Annotated in this window: 16 protein-coding genes; 14 read left to right on the top strand and 2 right to left on the bottom strand. The window is 56.5% G+C overall.

Annotated features, from left to right (window positions below):
* Positions 1 to 50 precede the first annotated feature (50 nt).
* Positions 51 to 3,395 carry a carbamoyl-phosphate synthase large subunit gene (gene carB / locus ACR0JF_RS16745; RefSeq protein WP_170662195.1) on the bottom strand — a complete coding sequence of 1,115 codons (3,345 nt, stop codon included), beginning with the start codon at positions 3,393 to 3,395 and terminating at the stop codon, positions 51 to 53.
* Positions 3,396 to 3,572: 177 nt separating this feature from the next.
* Between carB and ACR0JF_RS16740 the strand changes: the two genes are divergently transcribed.
* From ACR0JF_RS16740 to aspS, 4 genes are all read left to right on the top strand, one after another.
* Positions 3,573 to 4,700, top strand: a complete 1,128-nt coding sequence (locus tag ACR0JF_RS16740; RefSeq protein ID WP_170662348.1) for an aminodeoxychorismate synthase component I — start codon at positions 3,573 to 3,575, stop codon at positions 4,698 to 4,700.
* A complete protein-coding gene (locus tag ACR0JF_RS16735; protein ID WP_170662193.1) occupies positions 4,655 to 5,299 on the top strand; it encodes an aminotransferase class IV family protein in 645 nt (214 codons plus the stop codon). Before ACR0JF_RS16740 ends, ACR0JF_RS16735 begins: the two co-directional genes overlap by 46 nt.
* The gene (locus tag ACR0JF_RS16730; protein WP_170662191.1) at positions 5,296 to 5,967 is read left to right on the top strand and encodes a CPBP family intramembrane glutamic endopeptidase; all 672 of its coding nucleotides are present in this window, start codon (positions 5,296 to 5,298) and stop codon (positions 5,965 to 5,967) included. Before ACR0JF_RS16735 ends, ACR0JF_RS16730 begins: the two co-directional genes overlap by 4 nt.
* Positions 5,968 to 6,044: 77 nt before the next feature.
* Positions 6,045 to 7,820 (top strand): aspartate--tRNA ligase, encoded by a 1,776-nt coding sequence (aspS, locus tag ACR0JF_RS16725; RefSeq protein WP_170662188.1) that lies wholly within the window; start codon positions 6,045 to 6,047, stop codon positions 7,818 to 7,820.
* A gap of 425 nt (positions 7,821 to 8,245) precedes the next feature.
* On the opposite strand, the gene ACR0JF_RS16720 is transcribed toward aspS, so the two are convergent.
* A complete protein-coding gene (locus ACR0JF_RS16720) occupies positions 8,246 to 8,962 on the bottom strand; it encodes a response regulator (RefSeq protein WP_170662186.1) in 717 nt (238 codons plus the stop codon).
* Between the two features lie 198 nt (positions 8,963 to 9,160).
* On the opposite strand from ACR0JF_RS16720, the gene ACR0JF_RS16715 reads away from it, so the two are divergent.
* The 10 genes from ACR0JF_RS16715 to ACR0JF_RS16670 all read left to right on the top strand — a co-directional run bounded on the left by ACR0JF_RS16715 (position 9,161) and on the right by ACR0JF_RS16670 (position 16,506).
* Positions 9,161 to 9,472, top strand: coding sequence for a helix-turn-helix transcriptional regulator (locus tag ACR0JF_RS16715; RefSeq protein WP_480669576.1), 312 nt, complete (start codon positions 9,161 to 9,163; stop codon positions 9,470 to 9,472).
* Positions 9,469 to 9,672: a hypothetical protein gene (locus ACR0JF_RS16710; RefSeq protein ID WP_480669575.1), complete on the top strand. Its 204-nt coding sequence runs from the start codon at positions 9,469 to 9,471 to the stop codon at positions 9,670 to 9,672. Before ACR0JF_RS16715 ends, ACR0JF_RS16710 begins: the two co-directional genes overlap by 4 nt.
* Positions 9,673 to 9,694: 22 nt before the next feature.
* Positions 9,695 to 10,099, top strand: coding sequence for a hypothetical protein (locus ACR0JF_RS16705; RefSeq protein WP_480669574.1), 405 nt, complete (start codon positions 9,695 to 9,697; stop codon positions 10,097 to 10,099).
* 22 nt (positions 10,100 to 10,121) lie between these two features.
* Positions 10,122 to 10,295: a hypothetical protein gene (locus ACR0JF_RS16700; RefSeq protein ID WP_480669573.1), complete on the top strand. Its 174-nt coding sequence runs from the start codon at positions 10,122 to 10,124 to the stop codon at positions 10,293 to 10,295.
* Between the two features lie 10 nt (positions 10,296 to 10,305).
* Positions 10,306 to 10,764, top strand: coding sequence for a hypothetical protein (locus ACR0JF_RS16695; protein ID WP_480669572.1), 459 nt, complete (start codon positions 10,306 to 10,308; stop codon positions 10,762 to 10,764).
* A gap of 62 nt (positions 10,765 to 10,826) precedes the next feature.
* Entirely contained in the window at positions 10,827 to 12,284 is a 1,458-nt protein-coding gene (locus ACR0JF_RS16690; protein WP_480669571.1) for an AAA family ATPase, read from the top strand.
* Between the two features lie 462 nt (positions 12,285 to 12,746).
* On the top strand, positions 12,747 to 13,043 hold the full coding sequence (locus tag ACR0JF_RS16685; RefSeq protein ID WP_480669570.1) for a hypothetical protein: 297 nt from the start codon (positions 12,747 to 12,749) through the stop codon (positions 13,041 to 13,043).
* Positions 13,036 to 14,313, top strand: coding sequence for a terminase large subunit domain-containing protein (locus tag ACR0JF_RS16680; RefSeq protein ID WP_480669569.1), 1,278 nt, complete (start codon positions 13,036 to 13,038; stop codon positions 14,311 to 14,313). The genes ACR0JF_RS16685 and ACR0JF_RS16680 overlap by 8 nt, the downstream gene beginning before the upstream one ends.
* Positions 14,313 to 16,349, top strand: coding sequence for a portal protein (locus ACR0JF_RS16675; protein ID WP_480669568.1), 2,037 nt, complete (start codon positions 14,313 to 14,315; stop codon positions 16,347 to 16,349). Before ACR0JF_RS16680 ends, ACR0JF_RS16675 begins: the two co-directional genes overlap by 1 nt.
* Entirely contained in the window at positions 16,279 to 16,506 is a 228-nt protein-coding gene (locus ACR0JF_RS16670) for a hypothetical protein (RefSeq protein WP_480669567.1), read from the top strand. The genes ACR0JF_RS16675 and ACR0JF_RS16670 overlap by 71 nt, the downstream gene beginning before the upstream one ends.
* Positions 16,507 to 16,508: the final 2 nt, after the last annotated feature.

Below are 16,508 nucleotides of genomic sequence, written 5' to 3'. Positions count from 1 at the left end.
AAACCCCCGGTAAACGACCGGGGGTTTTGCATGTCTCCTGGTGCTGCAGGTCAACCCTGCAGTGATTTCACCTCGACGTCACCTTCGGCCTGCGCCTTGATCGCCAACGCTGCGGCGTAGCTGGCGGCAGCGGTGGTGAAATAGGGGATCTTGTCATAGAGAGCGATTGAACGGATCGATCGGCTGTCTTCCACCGCCTGTGCGCCTTCGGTCGAGTTCATCACTAGCTGAACACCGCCGTCTTTCATCAGGTCAGTCACATCGGGGCGTCCTTCATAGACCTTGTTGACCACTTCGCAAGGTACGCCCTGCGCGTCCAGCCAGGTTTGCGTGCCGCGTGTAGCGACCAGTTCGAAGCCCTGATCGACCAGAACGCGCGCGGCCTCCAACATATCCGGCCCTTTGTCGGCATCCTTGATCGAGATGAATGCGCGGCCCGATGACGGCAACACCATTCCAGCGCCTATCTGTGCCTTTAGGAAGGCACGCGGGAAGTCGCGATCCCAGCCCATGACCTCGCCGGTCGAGCGCATTTCGGGGCCCAGAATGGTGTCGACGCCAGGGAAGCGGGCGAAGGGCAGCACGGCCTCTTTCACCGAGAACCACGGCATGTCGGGGTCGGCCAGTGTCATCTGGTCGGCGATCTTGCTGTCGTCGACTGTCTTGTAGGGTGGGCGTTTCGGGAAGTCCGCCAGTTTCTCACCTGCCATCACACGCGCTGCAATGGACGCAATCGCGCTGTCGGTGGCTTTGGCGACGAAGGGAACGGTGCGCGAGGCGCGTGGGTTTACTTCGATCAGGTAAATCTCTCCATCCTTGATCGCGAACTGGACATTCATCAGACCCACAACGTTCAACGCTTTGGCCAGTTTGAATGCCTGTTCCTTGATCTGTTCGATGATCTCTTTCGACAGTGAATAGGGCGGCAGTGAGCAGGCCGAGTCGCCCGAGTGAACACCCGCCTCTTCGATATGCTGCATAATGCCCGCAACGTGAACATCGGTGCCATCGCACAGCGCATCGACGTCCAGTTCCACCGCACCGGCCAGATAGCTGTCCAGCAGAACCGGGCTGTCGCCCGAGACCACAACAGCCTCGTTGATGTAGCGCCGCAGCTGATCCATATCGCGCACGATCTCCATCGCGCGGCCACCCAGAACATAAGAGGGGCGGATCACCAGCGGGAAGCCGATCTCTTCGGCAATCTCAAGCGCCTGTTCATCGGTCGAAGCGATGCCGTTCTTGGGCTGTTTCAAGCCCAGCTGGTTGACCAACGCCTGGAAGCGTTCGCGGTCTTCGGCCAGGTCAATCGCGTCGGGCGTGGTGCCGAGGATCGGAATGCCTTCGGCCTCAAGCGCGTTGGCCAGTTTCAACGGAGTCTGACCGCCGAACTGAACGATGACGCCGTGCAGCGTGCCGTTTTCCTGCTCTTTCGTCAGGATTTCCATGACGTGCTCAAAGGTCAGCGGCTCAAAATACAGACGGTCCGAGGTGTCATAGTCGGTCGAGACCGTCTCAGGGTTGCAGTTGACCATGATGGTCTCATAACCCGCATCGGTCAGCGCGAAACAGGCGTGACAGCAGCAATAGTCGAACTCGATACCCTGACCGATCCGGTTCGGACCACCGCCGAGGATAACAACCTTTTTGCGGTCACTCGGGCGCGCCTCGCATTCGACCTCACCCATCATCGGAGCTTCGTAGGTCGAGTACATATAAGGTGTCTGCGCTTCGAATTCAGCGGCGCAGGTGTCAATGCGTTTGAACACGGCCTTGACGCCAAGGTTCCGACGAGCGCGGCGGACGTTGTCTTCGTCACGGCCAGTCAGGTTGCCCAGACGCGCGTCCGTGAAGCCCAGCATTTTCAGTTTGCGGATGCCGTCCTCGGTAACCGGCAGGCCGTCTTTGCGGATCTGGCGCTCGGCCTCGATGATCTCGCGGATGCGGGCCAGGAACCACGGGTCGAACTTGGTGACACCGAAAATCTCGTCATCCGTCAGACCGTGACGCATCGCTTGCGCAATCGTGCGTAGACGGTCGGGAGTCTGCTGACTGATTGCTTTGATCACGGCAGCTTTGTCGTCGGCTTCTTCCCAAACACCGACATTCAGGCCGGGGATTTCGATCTCGTCAAAGCCGGTCAGGCCCGATTCCATCGAAGCCAGAGCCTTCTGCATCGATTCGTGGATCGTGCGGCCGATGGACATCGCCTCGCCCACCGATTTCATCGCGGTGGTCAGGTAGGGTTCCGAGCCCGGGAATTTCTCAAAAGCGAATTTCGGGATCTTGGTGACGACATAGTCGATGGTCGGCTCAAACGACGCCGGCGTGACCTTGGTGATGTCGTTGTCCAACTCGTCCAGCGTGTAGCCGACGGCCAGTTTCGCGGCGATCTTGGCAATCGGGAAACCGGTCGCTTTGGAGGCCAGAGCGGATGAGCGCGATACGCGCGGGTTCATCTCGATTACGACCATGCGGCCATCTTCGGGATTGATCGCCCATTGAACGTTCGAACCACCTGTTTCGACGCCAATCTCGCGTAGAACAGCGATCGAGCCGTTGCGCATTATCTGATATTCTTTGTCGGTTAGTGTCAGGGCAGGGGCCACGGTGATCGAGTCACCCGTATGCACGCCCATTGGATCGACGTTTTCAATCGAGCAGACGATGATGGCGTTGTCGGCGGTGTCGCGCACCACCTCCATCTCGTATTCTTTCCAACCCAGAAGGCTTTCATCTACGAGGATCTGATTGACGGGCGAGGCGTCCATGCCCGAACGGCAGAAATGGATATAATCCTCACGGTTATAGGCAACACCGCCGCCGGTGCCGCCTAGGGTAAACGCAGGGCGGATGATGGCTGGCAGACCGATCTCTTCCAGCTCATCCAGTGCCATTTGCACACCGGCGTCCAGATCGGTGGAGCCGTCTTCGCGCTTGGGGGCGGTCACAATGGTCGCCTTGGGGTTTTCAAGACCCAAACGGTCCATCGCCTCGCGGAACAGGGCGCGGTCTTCGGCCATTTCGATCGCGTCGCGCTTGGCGCCGATCATCTCGACACCGAACTTGTCCAGCACGCCCATCTCTTCCAACGCCAGCGAGGTATTCAGGCCGGTTTGACCACCCATAGTGGGCAGTAGGGCATCGGGGCGCTCTTTCTCGATGATCTTGGCGACCACTTCGGGGGTGATCGGCTCAATATAAGTTGCATCGGCCAGACCCGGATCGGTCATGATCGTCGCAGGGTTCGAGTTCACCAGAATGACCCGGTACCCTTCCTCGCGCAGCGCCTTACAGGCCTGAGCGCCGGAATAGTCAAACTCGCAGGCTTGTCCGATAACAATGGGGCCCGCCCCAATGATCATGATCGACTGGATGTCGGTTCTTCTCGGCATGGCCTTGTTCCTTCGATTGTCAGCGAGTCAGGGCACCGCCCCAGCGCCCAAATTGTCCTGCGTTATAGGGACCGCGCGAAAAGGTGCAAGAGGTATCGGGAACAGAGGTGAAATTGCCGCTTTCCCCCCTTTCCCTTGGCAGAGTATTCTCTATATCGCGCATCACGGCTTATGAGGATGCACTTGCGTATTCGTTTTGATCAGGGACCTGCCGGTCCGGGAACCCGGTTCGACCGGCCATCCCACATCATCCGGGCGGATGCCGCGGACGAGGTGCCACAGGCGTTGGCGGCCCTCGATGACGCGCGCGCGGCGGGCAGCTGGCTGGCGGGCTACGCCAGTTATGAACTGGGCTATGTGCTGGAACCTCGGCTGCATGGTCTACTGCCGAATGACCGCAAGCTGCCACTGTTGTGTTTCGGAGTCTATGACGCACCGGATCAAGGCGCGCTACCCAAAGCGCAAGGCGGCGTATCCGCGTTTCAGCCGCGTTGGGATGAAGCACGCTACAGTCAGGCCTTCCGGGCAGTGCATGATGCTATCGGGGCAGGGGATATCTATCAGGCGAACCTGACCTTCCCGATTGATCTGCAGGTCGATGGGGAGAGCGCGGCGCTCTACGCGGCGCTGACGTCCGGCCAACCGGTCGGCCACGGAGCACTGGTTCAACAGGACGGTCTGCCGGACATTCTAAGCCGCTCGCCCGAGCTGTTCTTCCGCACGGATGAGACTGGCCGGATCGAAACGCGGCCCATGAAGGGCACCCAACCGCGCAGCGAGGACATGGCAGAAGATGCCCGCCGCCGCAACTTCCTGTCCTCGGATGAGAAGAACCGAGCCGAGAACCTGATGATCGTTGACCTGCTGCGCAACGATATCAGCCGCGTGGCGCTGCCCGGTTCGGTTCACGTGCCCGAGCTGTTCAAGGTCGAAACCTATGCTACGGTGCATCAGATGGTCTCACTGGTGCGGGCGCAGCTGCAGGTCGGGGCCGGGCTGTCCGATATCATGACGGCTCTGTTCCCTTGTGGTTCCATCACCGGCGCGCCCAAGATCCGTGCGATGGAGATCCTGTCCGAGTTGGAGCCCTGGGCGCGTGATATCTATTGCGGAACCATCGGCTGGGCCGCGCCGGATGGCCGGTCGGAATTCAACGTCGCCATCCGCACACTGATGATGGACGATGGAAACGCCACCCTGAATGTCGGCGGCGGCGTGGTTTGGGACAGCACAGCCCCATCTGAATACGAGGAAGCCCTATGGAAAGCCCGCTTCGCCCACCAGTTGAGCCTGACTTCCGCCTGATCGAAACGCTGGGCTTTCACCTCGATCAGGGTTTCTTGCGGCGTGACAGGCATCTGAACCGCATGGCGCGCACGGCCAAGGACTTGGCGCTGCCCTTCGACCGCAACGCGGCGCTTGCGGTTTTGGCTGGCGTTGCCAGCGATGCCCCCTTGCGGTGTCGGTTGACCATGGATGTCGGCGGGGGCTTTGAGCTGACCACCGCCGCTTTGGCTCGCAATCCTGAGATCTGGCGGTTGGGGATTTCTCAGACCCGGCTAAACTCGGACGACATATGGTTGCAGCACAAAACCACGCGCCGCGAGGTCTATGATACTGCCCGAGCCTCCCTGCCGGATGGCGTTGACGAGCTGCTGTTCCTCAACGAGCGGGAGGAGCTGTGCGAAGGAACCATTACTAATCTGTTCGTTGAAATGCCGGACGGGCGCAGGCTTACTCCCCTTTTGTCCTGCGGTCTTTTACCGGGCATTCTGCGCGAGCAGCTGTTGGAGGAGGGTTGGGCCGAGGCCGTTCTAACCATGAATGATCTGAGTTCCGCCGAGGCGATATACATGGGTAATTCTCTGCGCGGCTTGATCCCAGCCAAGCTGGTGGCGTTATGAGCAACGACAGCGCGTTGGACCACCGCCCTGTGGCGATTGGGCGTCTGCGGCTTGAATTCGGCGCGTTCTTCGTTGCGGTCCCTCTGCTGATTGCAGTCCTGTTCCCGCCCAACTGGATGTTCCCGGCTTTGTTTGCATTCACTGGGCTGGGCATTGTCCTGTTGCATGCCACACCGGGCTTCCAATGGGCCGAACTTCGCTACAATTGGGCAAACTGGTCGGTCCGTGAACTGGTCGCGTTCACGACAGTTACCGCACTGTTCTGCATTGCTCTTATCTACCTGACCCGCCCGGATGCCGCCTTTTTCCTGCTGAAACACCGGCCCGAAATGCTGGCGTTCATTTGGGTCGGCTATCCGCTACTGTCTGCGCTACCGCAAGAGCTGTTGTTCCGCCCGCTGTTTTACCGCCGCTACCATGGGATCCTACCTGACGGCCACAAGGCCGACCTCCTGAACGCGGCCATCTTTTCTTTCGCCCATCTGATGTACTGGAGCTGGATCGTCGCCGTCATGACTTTTGTTGGCGGCCTGCTGTTTAGCTGGGCCTATTGCAAACGAGGGTCCTTCTTCTACGCGGTGTTGCTGCACGCGATTGCGGGGAATATCATCTTTGCCGTGGGTCTGGGCGTGTATTTCTATTCCGGCAACGTTCAAAGGCCGTTTTGACGGCGCGACCCGCCTTGACTTTCCACGCCTGACAGGGTGTATCGGCGCGACGAATTCTGCGCCCGAAGGGATATTCCATGCACGCCTATCGCAGCCATACCTGCGCCGCTCTGACCGCCGCCAATGTCGGTGAAACCGTCCGCCTGTCCGGTTGGGTGCATCGGGTCCGAGATCATGGCGGCGTGCTGTTCATAGACCTGCGCGACCATTTCGGTGTGACACAAGTTCTCTGCGATGGCGACAGCGCGGCTTTTGCCGAGCTTGAAAAAGTGCGCTCGGAATGGTGTATCCGCATCGACGGCACCGTCAAAGCGCGTGACGCAGATCTGGTGAACCCGAAACTGCCAACTGGCGAGATCGAAGTCTACGTGCGTGAACTGGAGGTTCTGGGCGCGGCCGACGAACTGCCGCTGATGGTGTTCGGCGATCAGGAATACCCCGAGGAAACCCGCCTGCGCTATCGCTACCTCGACCTGCGCCGCGAGGCGATGCAGCAGAACATGACCCTGCGCTCGGACGTTGTGGCCTCGATGCGTCGCCGCATGTGGGATCAGGGCTTCCGTGAATATCAGACGCCGATCATCACCGCCTCGTCGCCCGAAGGCGCGCGTGACTTTCTGGTGCCCTCGCGCCTGCACCCGGGCAAGTTCTATGCACTGCCGCAAGCGCCGCAGCAGTTCAAACAGCTGATCATGGTGTCGGGCTTCGACAAGTATTTCCAGATCGCGCCGTGCTTCCGTGACGAAGACCCGCGCGCGGACCGTTCGCCGACCGATTTCTACCAGTTGGACCTTGAGATGTCGTTTGTCGAACAGCAGGATGTGTTCGACACGATCCAGCCCGTTCTGACTGGCGTGTTCGAAGAGTTCGGTGGCGGCCGCAAGGTTGATCAGGAATGGCCGCAGATTTCCTACAAGGATGCGGCGCTTTGGTATGGCAGCGACAAGCCCGACCTTCGGAACCCTATTAAAATGCAAGTGGTCTCCGACCACTTCCGCGGGTCTGGCTTCGCGATTTTCGCAAAGCTGTTGGAGCAGGAAGGCACCGAAATCCGCGCCATCCCAGCGCCGACTGGCGGTAGCCGCAAGTTCTGCGACCGTATGAACGCGTTTGCACAGAAAGAGGGTCTGCCGGGGATGGGCTACATCTTCTGGCGCGATCAGGGCGAAGGGATGGAGGCCGCTGGCCCGCTGGCCAAGAACATCGGTCCCGAGCGGACCGAGGCGATCCGTCAGCAGCTGGGTCTGGGCGTCGGTGATGCCGCGTTCTTCCTGGGCGGCAAGCCGAAAGCCTTTGAAAAGGTCGCCGGCAAGGCGCGCGATGTGATCGGTGATGAGCTTGGCCTGACCGAGAAAGATCGGTTTGCCTTTGCCTGGATCGTGGATTTCCCGATCTACGAACAGGACGAGGAAACCGGCGCGATCGACTTTGAACACAACCCGTTCTCGATGCCGCAGGGCGGTATGGAAGCGCTGAACGGAAACCCGCTGGACGTGCGTGGCTATCAGTACGATCTGGCTTGTAACGGGTATGAGCTGGTCTCGGGCGCGATCCGGAACCACAAGCCGGAAATCATGCTGAAAGCCTTCGAACTGGCGGGCTATGGTGAGGACGAAGTGAAATCCCGCTTTGGTGCCCTTTTCAACGCGTTCCACTACGGCGCTCCGCCGCACGGTGGCTGTGCTGCGGGCATCGACCGGATCGTGATGCTGCTGGCGGACGAAGCCAACATCCGCGAGGTCATGATGTTCCCGATGAACCAGCGCGCCGAAGATCTGATGATGGATGCGCCGTCCGATCCGAGTTCGGATCAGTTGATGGAACTGGGGCTTCGCATCATCCCTCAGGACTAAACAACAACCGCCCGCTTTGAGCGGGCGGTTTGCGTTTGAGGGGGTGAAACAAAGCAGTTGCTGCGTATCACCTGATCGCGCCGATCATTGGGGGCAAGAATGCGTTTTTGTTTCGGTTCTGTCTCGTCACCTCAATCCCTGGATATGCCTGTGACGTTCTCAGGACGGTGGTGCCGCTCATTGCTTCAAGCAAACCTGACCTAGATCGCTTCGGGTTAAACCTGTGACACGAATACCCTGCCACGCTTTCAGCGTTCTCGGGACATTGGTGTCACTTGATGACTCAGGTGAAACCCGAAACGCTTTAGTCCAGAGGATTGGCCACCCCGACCCGTTTCGCCCGGATGGCCCGAGCCGAGCTGCGGGTCTGTCGGTACATCCACAAACACAACAAAGATGCGGTCATGAAATAGGCGGTGACCAATTCATATAGCCTCTTTCTGCTGCAATCTGTCTTGAACAATCCCCGCAACCTGCGCGGCGCGGGCGGTGATCGGCGTGCCTTCAGAGCGCGAAGCGGCAAGGTCCTTTGCCGTCTTGATCAGGACCAGATCATTGGCCTCACGCGCGACACTGCCGAGAAACTGGGCTGCATAGTCCAGCGTGCGGTGATCATTCGGTCCGGCTAGCACATCGGCGATATGGGCCAGGTCGTCCTGATAGGCGAGGGGGTCGGGATGGATCTGCTCATCCCGGACCGCGTGCAGCTCGCTGGGGCGGCGGTCTTCGGGTAGCAACTCGAGAATAGTTCTTTGAAAGAAGGCCATGGATTTGATTGGCTTGTCCAAAAAACCATCTGCCCCGGCCTGCATCGCATGTTCGCGGGTGCAGTCATTGCCTGACATGCCAAGGATTACCCCGATGCGAGGGGTGGCCTGTGTCAGTTCAGCAATCAGATCAGCGCCCGAGCCATCCGGCAGCCCCATATCCACGACGATGATCGAAGGGCGATAAATCTGCAGGTGGCTCCGGGCCGATTTTAGACAATCGGCACGCCGGATCCGCGGGCCGCTATGCAGGCACATCAAGCGGATCACGTCGCAGGAATATCGGCTGTCTTCGACAACCAGAATGGTCTGTCCTCGCAACGGTCGGGTCGCGGTGGGTGTGGCAATGGTGGTCAAGGGTCCCGAATCGTCCATGGCAGCTCTCCTATCCAGCAGATGCCTCACGCTAGGAACTTCTGGCTAACACAGGGTTAATTTTATCCTATTGAAAAGGTTAACAAAATCTTAATTACCCGTAACCGTGCCGTAAATTAACACTTGACATGTTAACTAATATGTGGTATATATGTCGCACAAAGCTTTTACAGTGTTACCACCCAAAGGAGGCCGACAATGACACTGATCACCGTCCCCATCATCGTAAAAGGCAGGGAGAATGAGACGCCTGTAGGCCGTCTCAGAGCCGCCGATTTGATGGGCATAAGTTCTCAAACTCTAGCTAACTACATTACACGTGGGGTAGGCCCGCCTGCCTATAAAATCGGTGACGCACCTAATGCGCCAGTCGTCTATTTTGAGAGTGACATCATCGCTTGGAAGAATGAGGCGATGCAGGGCATGAACAACCGCTATGGCCGAGGCCGTGCCGAGAATTTCGGCTACGTCAATCCGTTTGGAGTAGACACACGGAAGGATACCCGGTGAGCGACGCAGAAAAGATAGCACAACTTGAGCGCGCGGTGTTCAGCCTGATCAAAACCGCGGAAAACTTGCAACAGCAGCTAGACGATGCGCGCGTTTCAATGGAGCGCTTGTATAGCGCCGGGTTGGTATTAGAGGCGCGCGTAGCAACGCTCGAAGCCGCCGCTACTGTTGCCGACCTACCCCCAGCACTCAAACACTGATCACCTAATTAGGAGTCACCCAATGGAAATCAGCCAAAAGCAGCTTGACCACATCGTAGGCGCTATCAAGGGCCTCGCTACGGACCTTGAGCGGCGCACGAAAATCCTTGCTGACCTAATCGAAGGCAACACAACCCAGCATACCGAAGAACTAAAGATGCGGGATGTCGCGTTGGACTCGATCTTGGCGCACAAACGCAAGGCGGAAATCGTAATTGACCTATTCCGAGGTCTGCACAACGAGGCCAAGCAGCTACGCAACGACCTAGAGGATAGCAGAGACAAAGATGTGTCTGTCTCTGACTTGCAGTGGCTTGTCCAATTCATCCGCGAGGACAACCAACACAACCGGGCGGAAGCGGACAGGCTCGCACTACTAGAGCGCAAAGTGCAAGCTTTGGAAGAACAAAACAACAACAAAACGTAAACACCTAATTAGGAGGCCGACTATGAACTTGTTCGAAACCGCTAACCTCTTGTTCGCGCCGACGCCAAACTATGAGGCGGAAATGAGCGAGGAAGAGGGCGCACGGACCGCAGAGCCTTTGCGGATGCAAGGCGAACTTACTGACGAAGACGCTGCCGCGTTGCTGTCAGAAACCACCATCGAAACCACAAACTAAGGAGGCCGACATGCCAGTATACATGGAGCCGAACACTTTTATTAAGCGGCTAGAACACGTCCGCACACTTGTCGAAACGCTACCAAGAGACACGCTTTTATACGTGAACGATCATTTAATGTTCGGACTAGGGAAGCTGTCGCACGGTAAGTACGTCCCTTTCGATCAACACTACGCTGTGCTAGGCGGCAAAAAGCATTGGCGCGATTTAGAGGCAGAAGCGGAGCCTCTTTGCCTAGAACTACCCGACGACTTCTTTGACGAATCTGACTGGTATTTATCAGGCGACGAATGCTGGCCGGAACCTGATCACCGAGGACTGTTTAGACCCAACAGGGACCCCGGCATAAAGTCTCACTACGTTTGGTGCATTACCGACGTGCTGAGTACGGCAAAGCCCAAACCGGAAACAGGCCCGTTTGATTTAGACGCGCAAGTCCCGTTGCCATTCACCACTGGCGTTCTCTGAGTTTTTCAGCAACTGGCTCGGCGGACGCGTCGGGCCTTTTTTCCACCTAATTAGGGGCTACGATGTTCGAAATAGACGACGACGGGAATGAAAAGAAAATCGACCTCACAGAGTTCATGCTCACAGATGAACAAATGGCAGAACTAGAGGCGGGCGCTAAAGCTTTCAAAGGCAGCGCCAACACCTCACTAAAACAGAGGAACGAACAACGCGCGGCGGCTAGAACGAGAGAGGCATTTATGCAGCAAGCCGCCGCTCACAATAAAAAGAAAACAGCGGAGATTATTCCACTAGAGGCGGGTATTGACCTCGACGCACTACAGGACTGCCAAGCCAGTGACGATCTGACACCAGAAAAGAGCGTCCGTTTCCTGCATAACCGGCTGTACGCCAGAGGTTACGTCACGGTAATAGCAGGCGAGGGCGGATCATCTAAGACAACGTTTTCCATGACCACCGCTATAGCTATGGCGACAGGCACCCCAATATTCGGACTGCCCGTCGATAAATGCCGCGTCTGTTTCCTAGGAATTGAGGACGACCAAGACGCCAACTTACGGGTACTCAACGCAGGACTACAGGAACACGGCGTAAGCCTAGAAGGCACCGCTCTAGCTGTCATAGGTAAGGACCGACTTCACCGCATTCTGAAAGTACCCAAGACGCGGCCAGTGAACCTACTTGTCTGGGATGACGACACTAAAAGCTACATTCCTAATGACGTCATGGTTGCCAAGTTCCGCTTACTGTTCCAGCAATTCGACGCCGTTATAATCGACCCGCTGGCGGTACTATATGGCGGTATGGCTATCACCAACGAAGTCATGAATATCATGGCGCGAACACTAGACGAACTGGCGCAAGAGACTGACATAGCATTAGCGGAAATCTCGCACGTCAGGAAACCCACGACCTACGGTAACCGCCCAGCCTCACAGCACGACATTAAGCACGGTTCTGAATTAGTTGACGTTGCCCGCGTGGTTGTAAACGTAACAGAACCAAACGCCAACACGACAAAGAAGTGGAAAGAACGCGACCCTGACTTAGAGGGCGTCGCTATCCGCTCAGCCACCATCACCAAGAGTAACATCACCGCCACCGGATTGCTGATGTACTATCGCATCAACACACAAATTGTAGTCGCCAAGGATGGCGGCGAAAGTGAAGTACAAGCGGTGTCTCTGTTTGAGCCGCCCACGAAAGAGGACGCGGAAGAACGCGAGTATGAAAATGACTTCATTATCCGCCTAGTTGAAGTGCTGAATGAGCAATTTGTATTTGGTGCCAGCAACGCTCAGGGCCTCAAGCTGTGGAACGTGATAACTAGGCTGTATAGCGAGGACGGTAAGAAACTAACCGACACACAGGCTAAAGATATTCAAAACAGATTGATTGCTGATGAAGTGGTTATGATCGTACTAGACGAAGACCCAGACCGCCCACGCAACAAGGCGGTTAAGCGTGTGAAGCCCGGTCCTAGCCTTTCTGACGCTTTCCGCCCGGTTAAGTCCACCTAATTGGGTGGTCGTGTGCGTGAGCTGCGTGAGTGCTACGTGAGTATACTCACGCACTACTCACGCAAGAAAATCGTTTAAAATCAATGACTTACGTGAGCTGCGTGAGTAGCGCGTGAGTAAGTTCGATCTGCTAACGCTACCTCGCGCACGAACTCACGCGCTTTGCGTGAGTGCGTGAGTAGCGTATGTACCTTATACCCGGCTGTACTCACGCACGCAGCCTATCCCAATCTTTGCAAGCGGCGGTAAACCGTAACACCCCGCTCGACCGCATCTAAACCGATCAGTTTAGTTATCACCTAATCTGGGTATTTGCCTTTGTTCACAAGGGCTTACGCCAAACATTCCTATTGACATATGTATATACATATGCTATCGTCAACTTTAACGCGAGTGCAGCTAGGCCGACGGTTGCGCTCTAATGAAATCAACAGCTTACACCTAATTAGGGGGTGTGGGGCTATGGCTCGGCAAAGACGCGACAGTGCATCCCAGATTTTGCAGCGGTTGGAGTTCAATCCGCTGCAAACGATAGTGCGTCAACTCCACAAGCTTGAGAAAGAGGACCCGGACTCGAAGGAGTTGCGGGACGCATGCTTTGAACTCTTACCTTACGCTTTCGCTCGTTTGAAAACGATTGATCACGATATTGCGGTGCAAGGTGAGGTCACAGTCGTAATCGGTGGCGAGGTGCCATCACCTAATGAGGTGATTGAGGGAACAGCGGTATCACCTAATGAGGTGATCGACGATGGCTGATGTGAAAATCCACATCAACTTCCGCGACGTGCAGCGGCAAATGTACGAAGAACGTGCAAGGTTTAGCGTCCGCTGCCTTCACCGTCGCGCGGGAAAGACAATGGCCGCAATCATCGAATGCTTCATATCCTGCATGCAGTCCACAAGCGGCGACTTTCGGACATTTTATGTCGGGCCAAGCTACCGCCAAGTGAAGCGTCTAGCGTGGGATTACGCCAAGAAGTTCTCAAGCGCCGTTCCCGGCGTCCAGATCAACGAAGCGGAACTGCGCATTGACTACCCAAATGGCTCACGTCTGCAACTGTTGGGCTGTGAACAGTACGACACGCTGCGTGGGCTGTACGCGGATGCGGTAGCAATCGACGAATGCGCACAAGTGCCCGGTGCAGCTTGGACGCAGGTTATTCGCCCGATGCTGTCTGACCGCAAAGGTTGGGCAATCCTCATGGGTACGCCCAAGGGCCGACATAACTTGATGTGGGACTTTTACGACTACGCCAAGAACAGCGGTGATCCTGACTGGTCGCTGCACGTGTTCAAGGCGTCTGAAACTGGCATCCTTTCGCCTGCTGAACTCAAGTCAATGCGTAGAGAACTCAGCGATGCGGAGTATATGCAAGAGTTCGAATGCAGCTTTGATGCTGCAATCCGTGGCGCGTTCTATGCAAAAGAAATGTCAGCGCTTACGGATCGCGGGCAAGTCACGCAGGTTAAGTACGACAAGACAGCGCCCGTATACGCATCGCTAGACCTTGGGTATTCAGACCTGCTTGTTGCCCACTTCATTCAGCCAGTCGGGACAGAACATCATTTCATAGGTACGCGCGCGTACCAAGAAACCAGCATTCCAGACATGTTGAACGACTGGAAGAAACTGCCGTTCACAGTCGATACAATATGCGCGCCACATGACGCGCGTAATCATTCCCTACAAACAGGCATGACGCGTGAGGACGCGATGCGCAGCTATGGCTACGACGTGCAAGTAGCAGAGCGCGTGAAGTCTAAGCACGAGGGCATTGAGGAAGTACGTAAGCTGCTGCCTCATTGTTGGTTCGACAAGGACGAGTGCAAGACGACTGTAGAAGCCTGTTTCAACTATCACAGCGACTACGACGAGGTACGTCGCGTGATGAAACTCAGCCCGGTACACGATTGGTCAAGTCACTACGTTGACGCGATACAGACCTACGCTCTGATCCGTCCTAGTCGCACTGACTGGTCGCAGTATCCAAGCGGCGTGTCGCCGTCCAAGTCTGTGAGGTTCTAATGTCTATCAAGCAAACCAAGACAGAAGAGAAGCTACGCGCGGTCATTCAGGCTGAGATTGCCAACGGCGAGAACAGCGACCAGTCAGAGACGTACCAGAACCGCCAAGACGCGCTGGACTACTACGAGGGCAAGAAGCCAGCGCCGCATGACGCCAAATCGAACGCCGATTTTATCGTGTCCACCGACGTTGCAGACATGACGAACGCGGTACTAGCGCAACTGACGCCCATGCTGTCCACTGATGCGCTTGTCACCTTCGAGAGCAACGGCAAAGAGGACGAACAGCGCGCGAGAGCGGAGAGTAACGCAGTCAACAACGTGATTATTGAGCGCAACCAAGGGTTCATTGAACTTGAGGAAGCAATCAAGGACGCGCTGCTGATGCGTAACGCCTGCTGCAAGGTCTACGTAGAGGACGACGTAGACGTGCGTTACGTTTCCACCTCATTAGGTGGTGAACAACTGCCGCCAGAACAGATAGCGGCGTTGCTACAGCCTCAATTGCCGAATGAGGAACGCGAACTCACTGACAGCGGTGATCGCGTCAAGATCACCACAACAGTGCGGCACTTCCGCTTTGATGCAGTCCCGATTGACAACATCATCTATGAGGCGAACGCGTCGAAGTCTGACGTGCAGGCGCTGCGCTTCTTTGCTGAACGGCTGTACTATACGCGGTCTGATCTGGTGGAAATGGGACACCCTAAAGAGGTGGTTGATAAACTCCGCTACATCACTGACAGCCAGCAGCTTGTAGAGCGCAAGCGCAACGCGTCGAACCAGACAGCGAACCTTGCTCAGACCCATGACCAGCAGGTTATTGAGTGCTACGAGGTCTATCTACGCTTTGACGTTGACGGTGACGGTATCTCAGAGCGCCTACGCGTCCTGTACGCAGGCGGTGCAGGCGGCTACGTCCTAGAACATGAGGAAGTAGAGGTAACGCCCTACGCCCTTGGTACAGCGTTTATCAAGAGCCACCGCATTCAAGGCGAAAGCCTCTATGATCACCTGAAACAGACGCAGGTGTATAAGACTGAACTGCTGCGCCACTGGTTGGACAATATCGGCTACATCAGCGGCGGACGCTGGACAGTCGATCCGACCAACACTGACATGCAAGACATGCTGAATGGCGGCAAGATCATCAAAACCAAAGATGTGACGCGCCCGCCTATCCGCATTGACGAAAACGATATTGGTGCCTCAATCCTCAACGCTCTGACGTACCAAGATAAGATGCGCACAGAACGCGGCGGGGCGGCGTTGGACATGATGACAGCCGACGCGCAATTAGTGGGCGAGACCGCCTACGGTATTGAGCGCCAGTATGGGCAACGCGAACTGTTGGTTGCGTTCATGTCGCACAATCTAGCAGAGACGTTGATACGTCCTGCGTATCTGCTGATGCACCACATGATGCGCAATTTCTCCAATGCGCCTATCAACCTCAAATTCAATGGCGATTGGGTAGAGGTTGACCCATCACAGTGGCCGCAACGCATTCGCTGCAATGTCAAGGCTGGCATGTCAGCCGGTGAACGCACACACATTCAGCGCACCTTGGCGCAGATGCTGCAAATCCAGATGCAAGCAATCGGGCAAGGCATGAACGGTGTGCTTGCTGATGTGTCCACGATCTACAACACAATCCACGATTGGGCGGTGATGGCTGGCCTAGACGAGCCAGATAACTACTCAATCAACCCCAATTCTACCGCCGCCAAGGAAGCCGCGCAGCGCAACGCTAAGAGCCAGCAGGCGCAGCAACAAGCGCAGCAGCAAATCCAGCAGGCTATCTACCAGCTTGAAATGCAGAAGCTGCAACAGGCGGCAAAGGAAAGCCAAGACGAACTGGCCTACAAATACTGGTCCGACCGCCTACAGGCCGAGACCAAAGAGGCCGAAATCGTCGCTAAGGGCATCACCGACTTAGAGAAAGTCCAATTGGAGGGACAGAACCGTGAACGCATCGCACTTAACGGCGCTGCGCGAAGCACTGCCGACACTGAAACAGATAGAGGCCGAACATGAGCGAGAACAATACGAACGGTGGCTTGCTGAGCAATCCGCAGACGACGCAGAACAACTCAGACGATCCATTCAAGCGAGCCGCGCGGCCTTCCGAGCCATCTACTTCGAAATCACGCGGTCAGCAGGGACAAACGCCGCAACCGCGTCGGAGGAGTGAGG

Source organism: Ruegeria sp. BG11, assembly GCF_056538565.1.
This window is presented reverse-complemented; position numbering and strand designations above follow the sequence as displayed.

Excerpts from the sequence above, each read along its gene's own strand:
- ACR0JF_RS16720 (WP_170662186.1), bottom strand. The coding sequence starts at position 8,962 with ATGGACGATTCGGGACCCTTGACCACCATTGCCACACCCACCGCGACC.
- ACR0JF_RS16695 (WP_480669572.1), top strand. The coding sequence starts at position 10,306 with ATGCCAGTATACATGGAGCCGAACACTTTTATTAAGCGGCTAGAACAC.
- ACR0JF_RS16705 (WP_480669574.1), top strand. The coding sequence starts at position 9,695 with ATGGAAATCAGCCAAAAGCAGCTTGACCACATCGTAGGCGCTATCAAG.
- aspS (WP_170662188.1), top strand. The coding sequence starts at position 6,045 with ATGCACGCCTATCGCAGCCATACCTGCGCCGCTCTGACCGCCGCCAAT.
- ACR0JF_RS16715 (WP_480669576.1), top strand. The coding sequence starts at position 9,161 with ATGACACTGATCACCGTCCCCATCATCGTAAAAGGCAGGGAGAATGAG.
- ACR0JF_RS16690 (WP_480669571.1), top strand. The coding sequence starts at position 10,827 with ATGTTCGAAATAGACGACGACGGGAATGAAAAGAAAATCGACCTCACA.
- ACR0JF_RS16700 (WP_480669573.1), top strand. The coding sequence starts at position 10,122 with ATGAACTTGTTCGAAACCGCTAACCTCTTGTTCGCGCCGACGCCAAAC.
- carB (WP_170662195.1), bottom strand. The coding sequence starts at position 3,395 with ATGCCGAGAAGAACCGACATCCAGTCGATCATGATCATTGGGGCGGGC.
- ACR0JF_RS16740 (WP_170662348.1), top strand. The coding sequence starts at position 3,573 with ATGCACTTGCGTATTCGTTTTGATCAGGGACCTGCCGGTCCGGGAACC.
- ACR0JF_RS16680 (WP_480669569.1), top strand. The coding sequence starts at position 13,036 with ATGGCTGATGTGAAAATCCACATCAACTTCCGCGACGTGCAGCGGCAA.
- ACR0JF_RS16730 (WP_170662191.1), top strand. The coding sequence starts at position 5,296 with ATGAGCAACGACAGCGCGTTGGACCACCGCCCTGTGGCGATTGGGCGT.
- ACR0JF_RS16685 (WP_480669570.1), top strand. The coding sequence starts at position 12,747 with ATGGCTCGGCAAAGACGCGACAGTGCATCCCAGATTTTGCAGCGGTTG.
- ACR0JF_RS16735 (WP_170662193.1), top strand. The coding sequence starts at position 4,655 with ATGGAAAGCCCGCTTCGCCCACCAGTTGAGCCTGACTTCCGCCTGATC.
- ACR0JF_RS16675 (WP_480669568.1), top strand. The coding sequence starts at position 14,313 with ATGTCTATCAAGCAAACCAAGACAGAAGAGAAGCTACGCGCGGTCATT.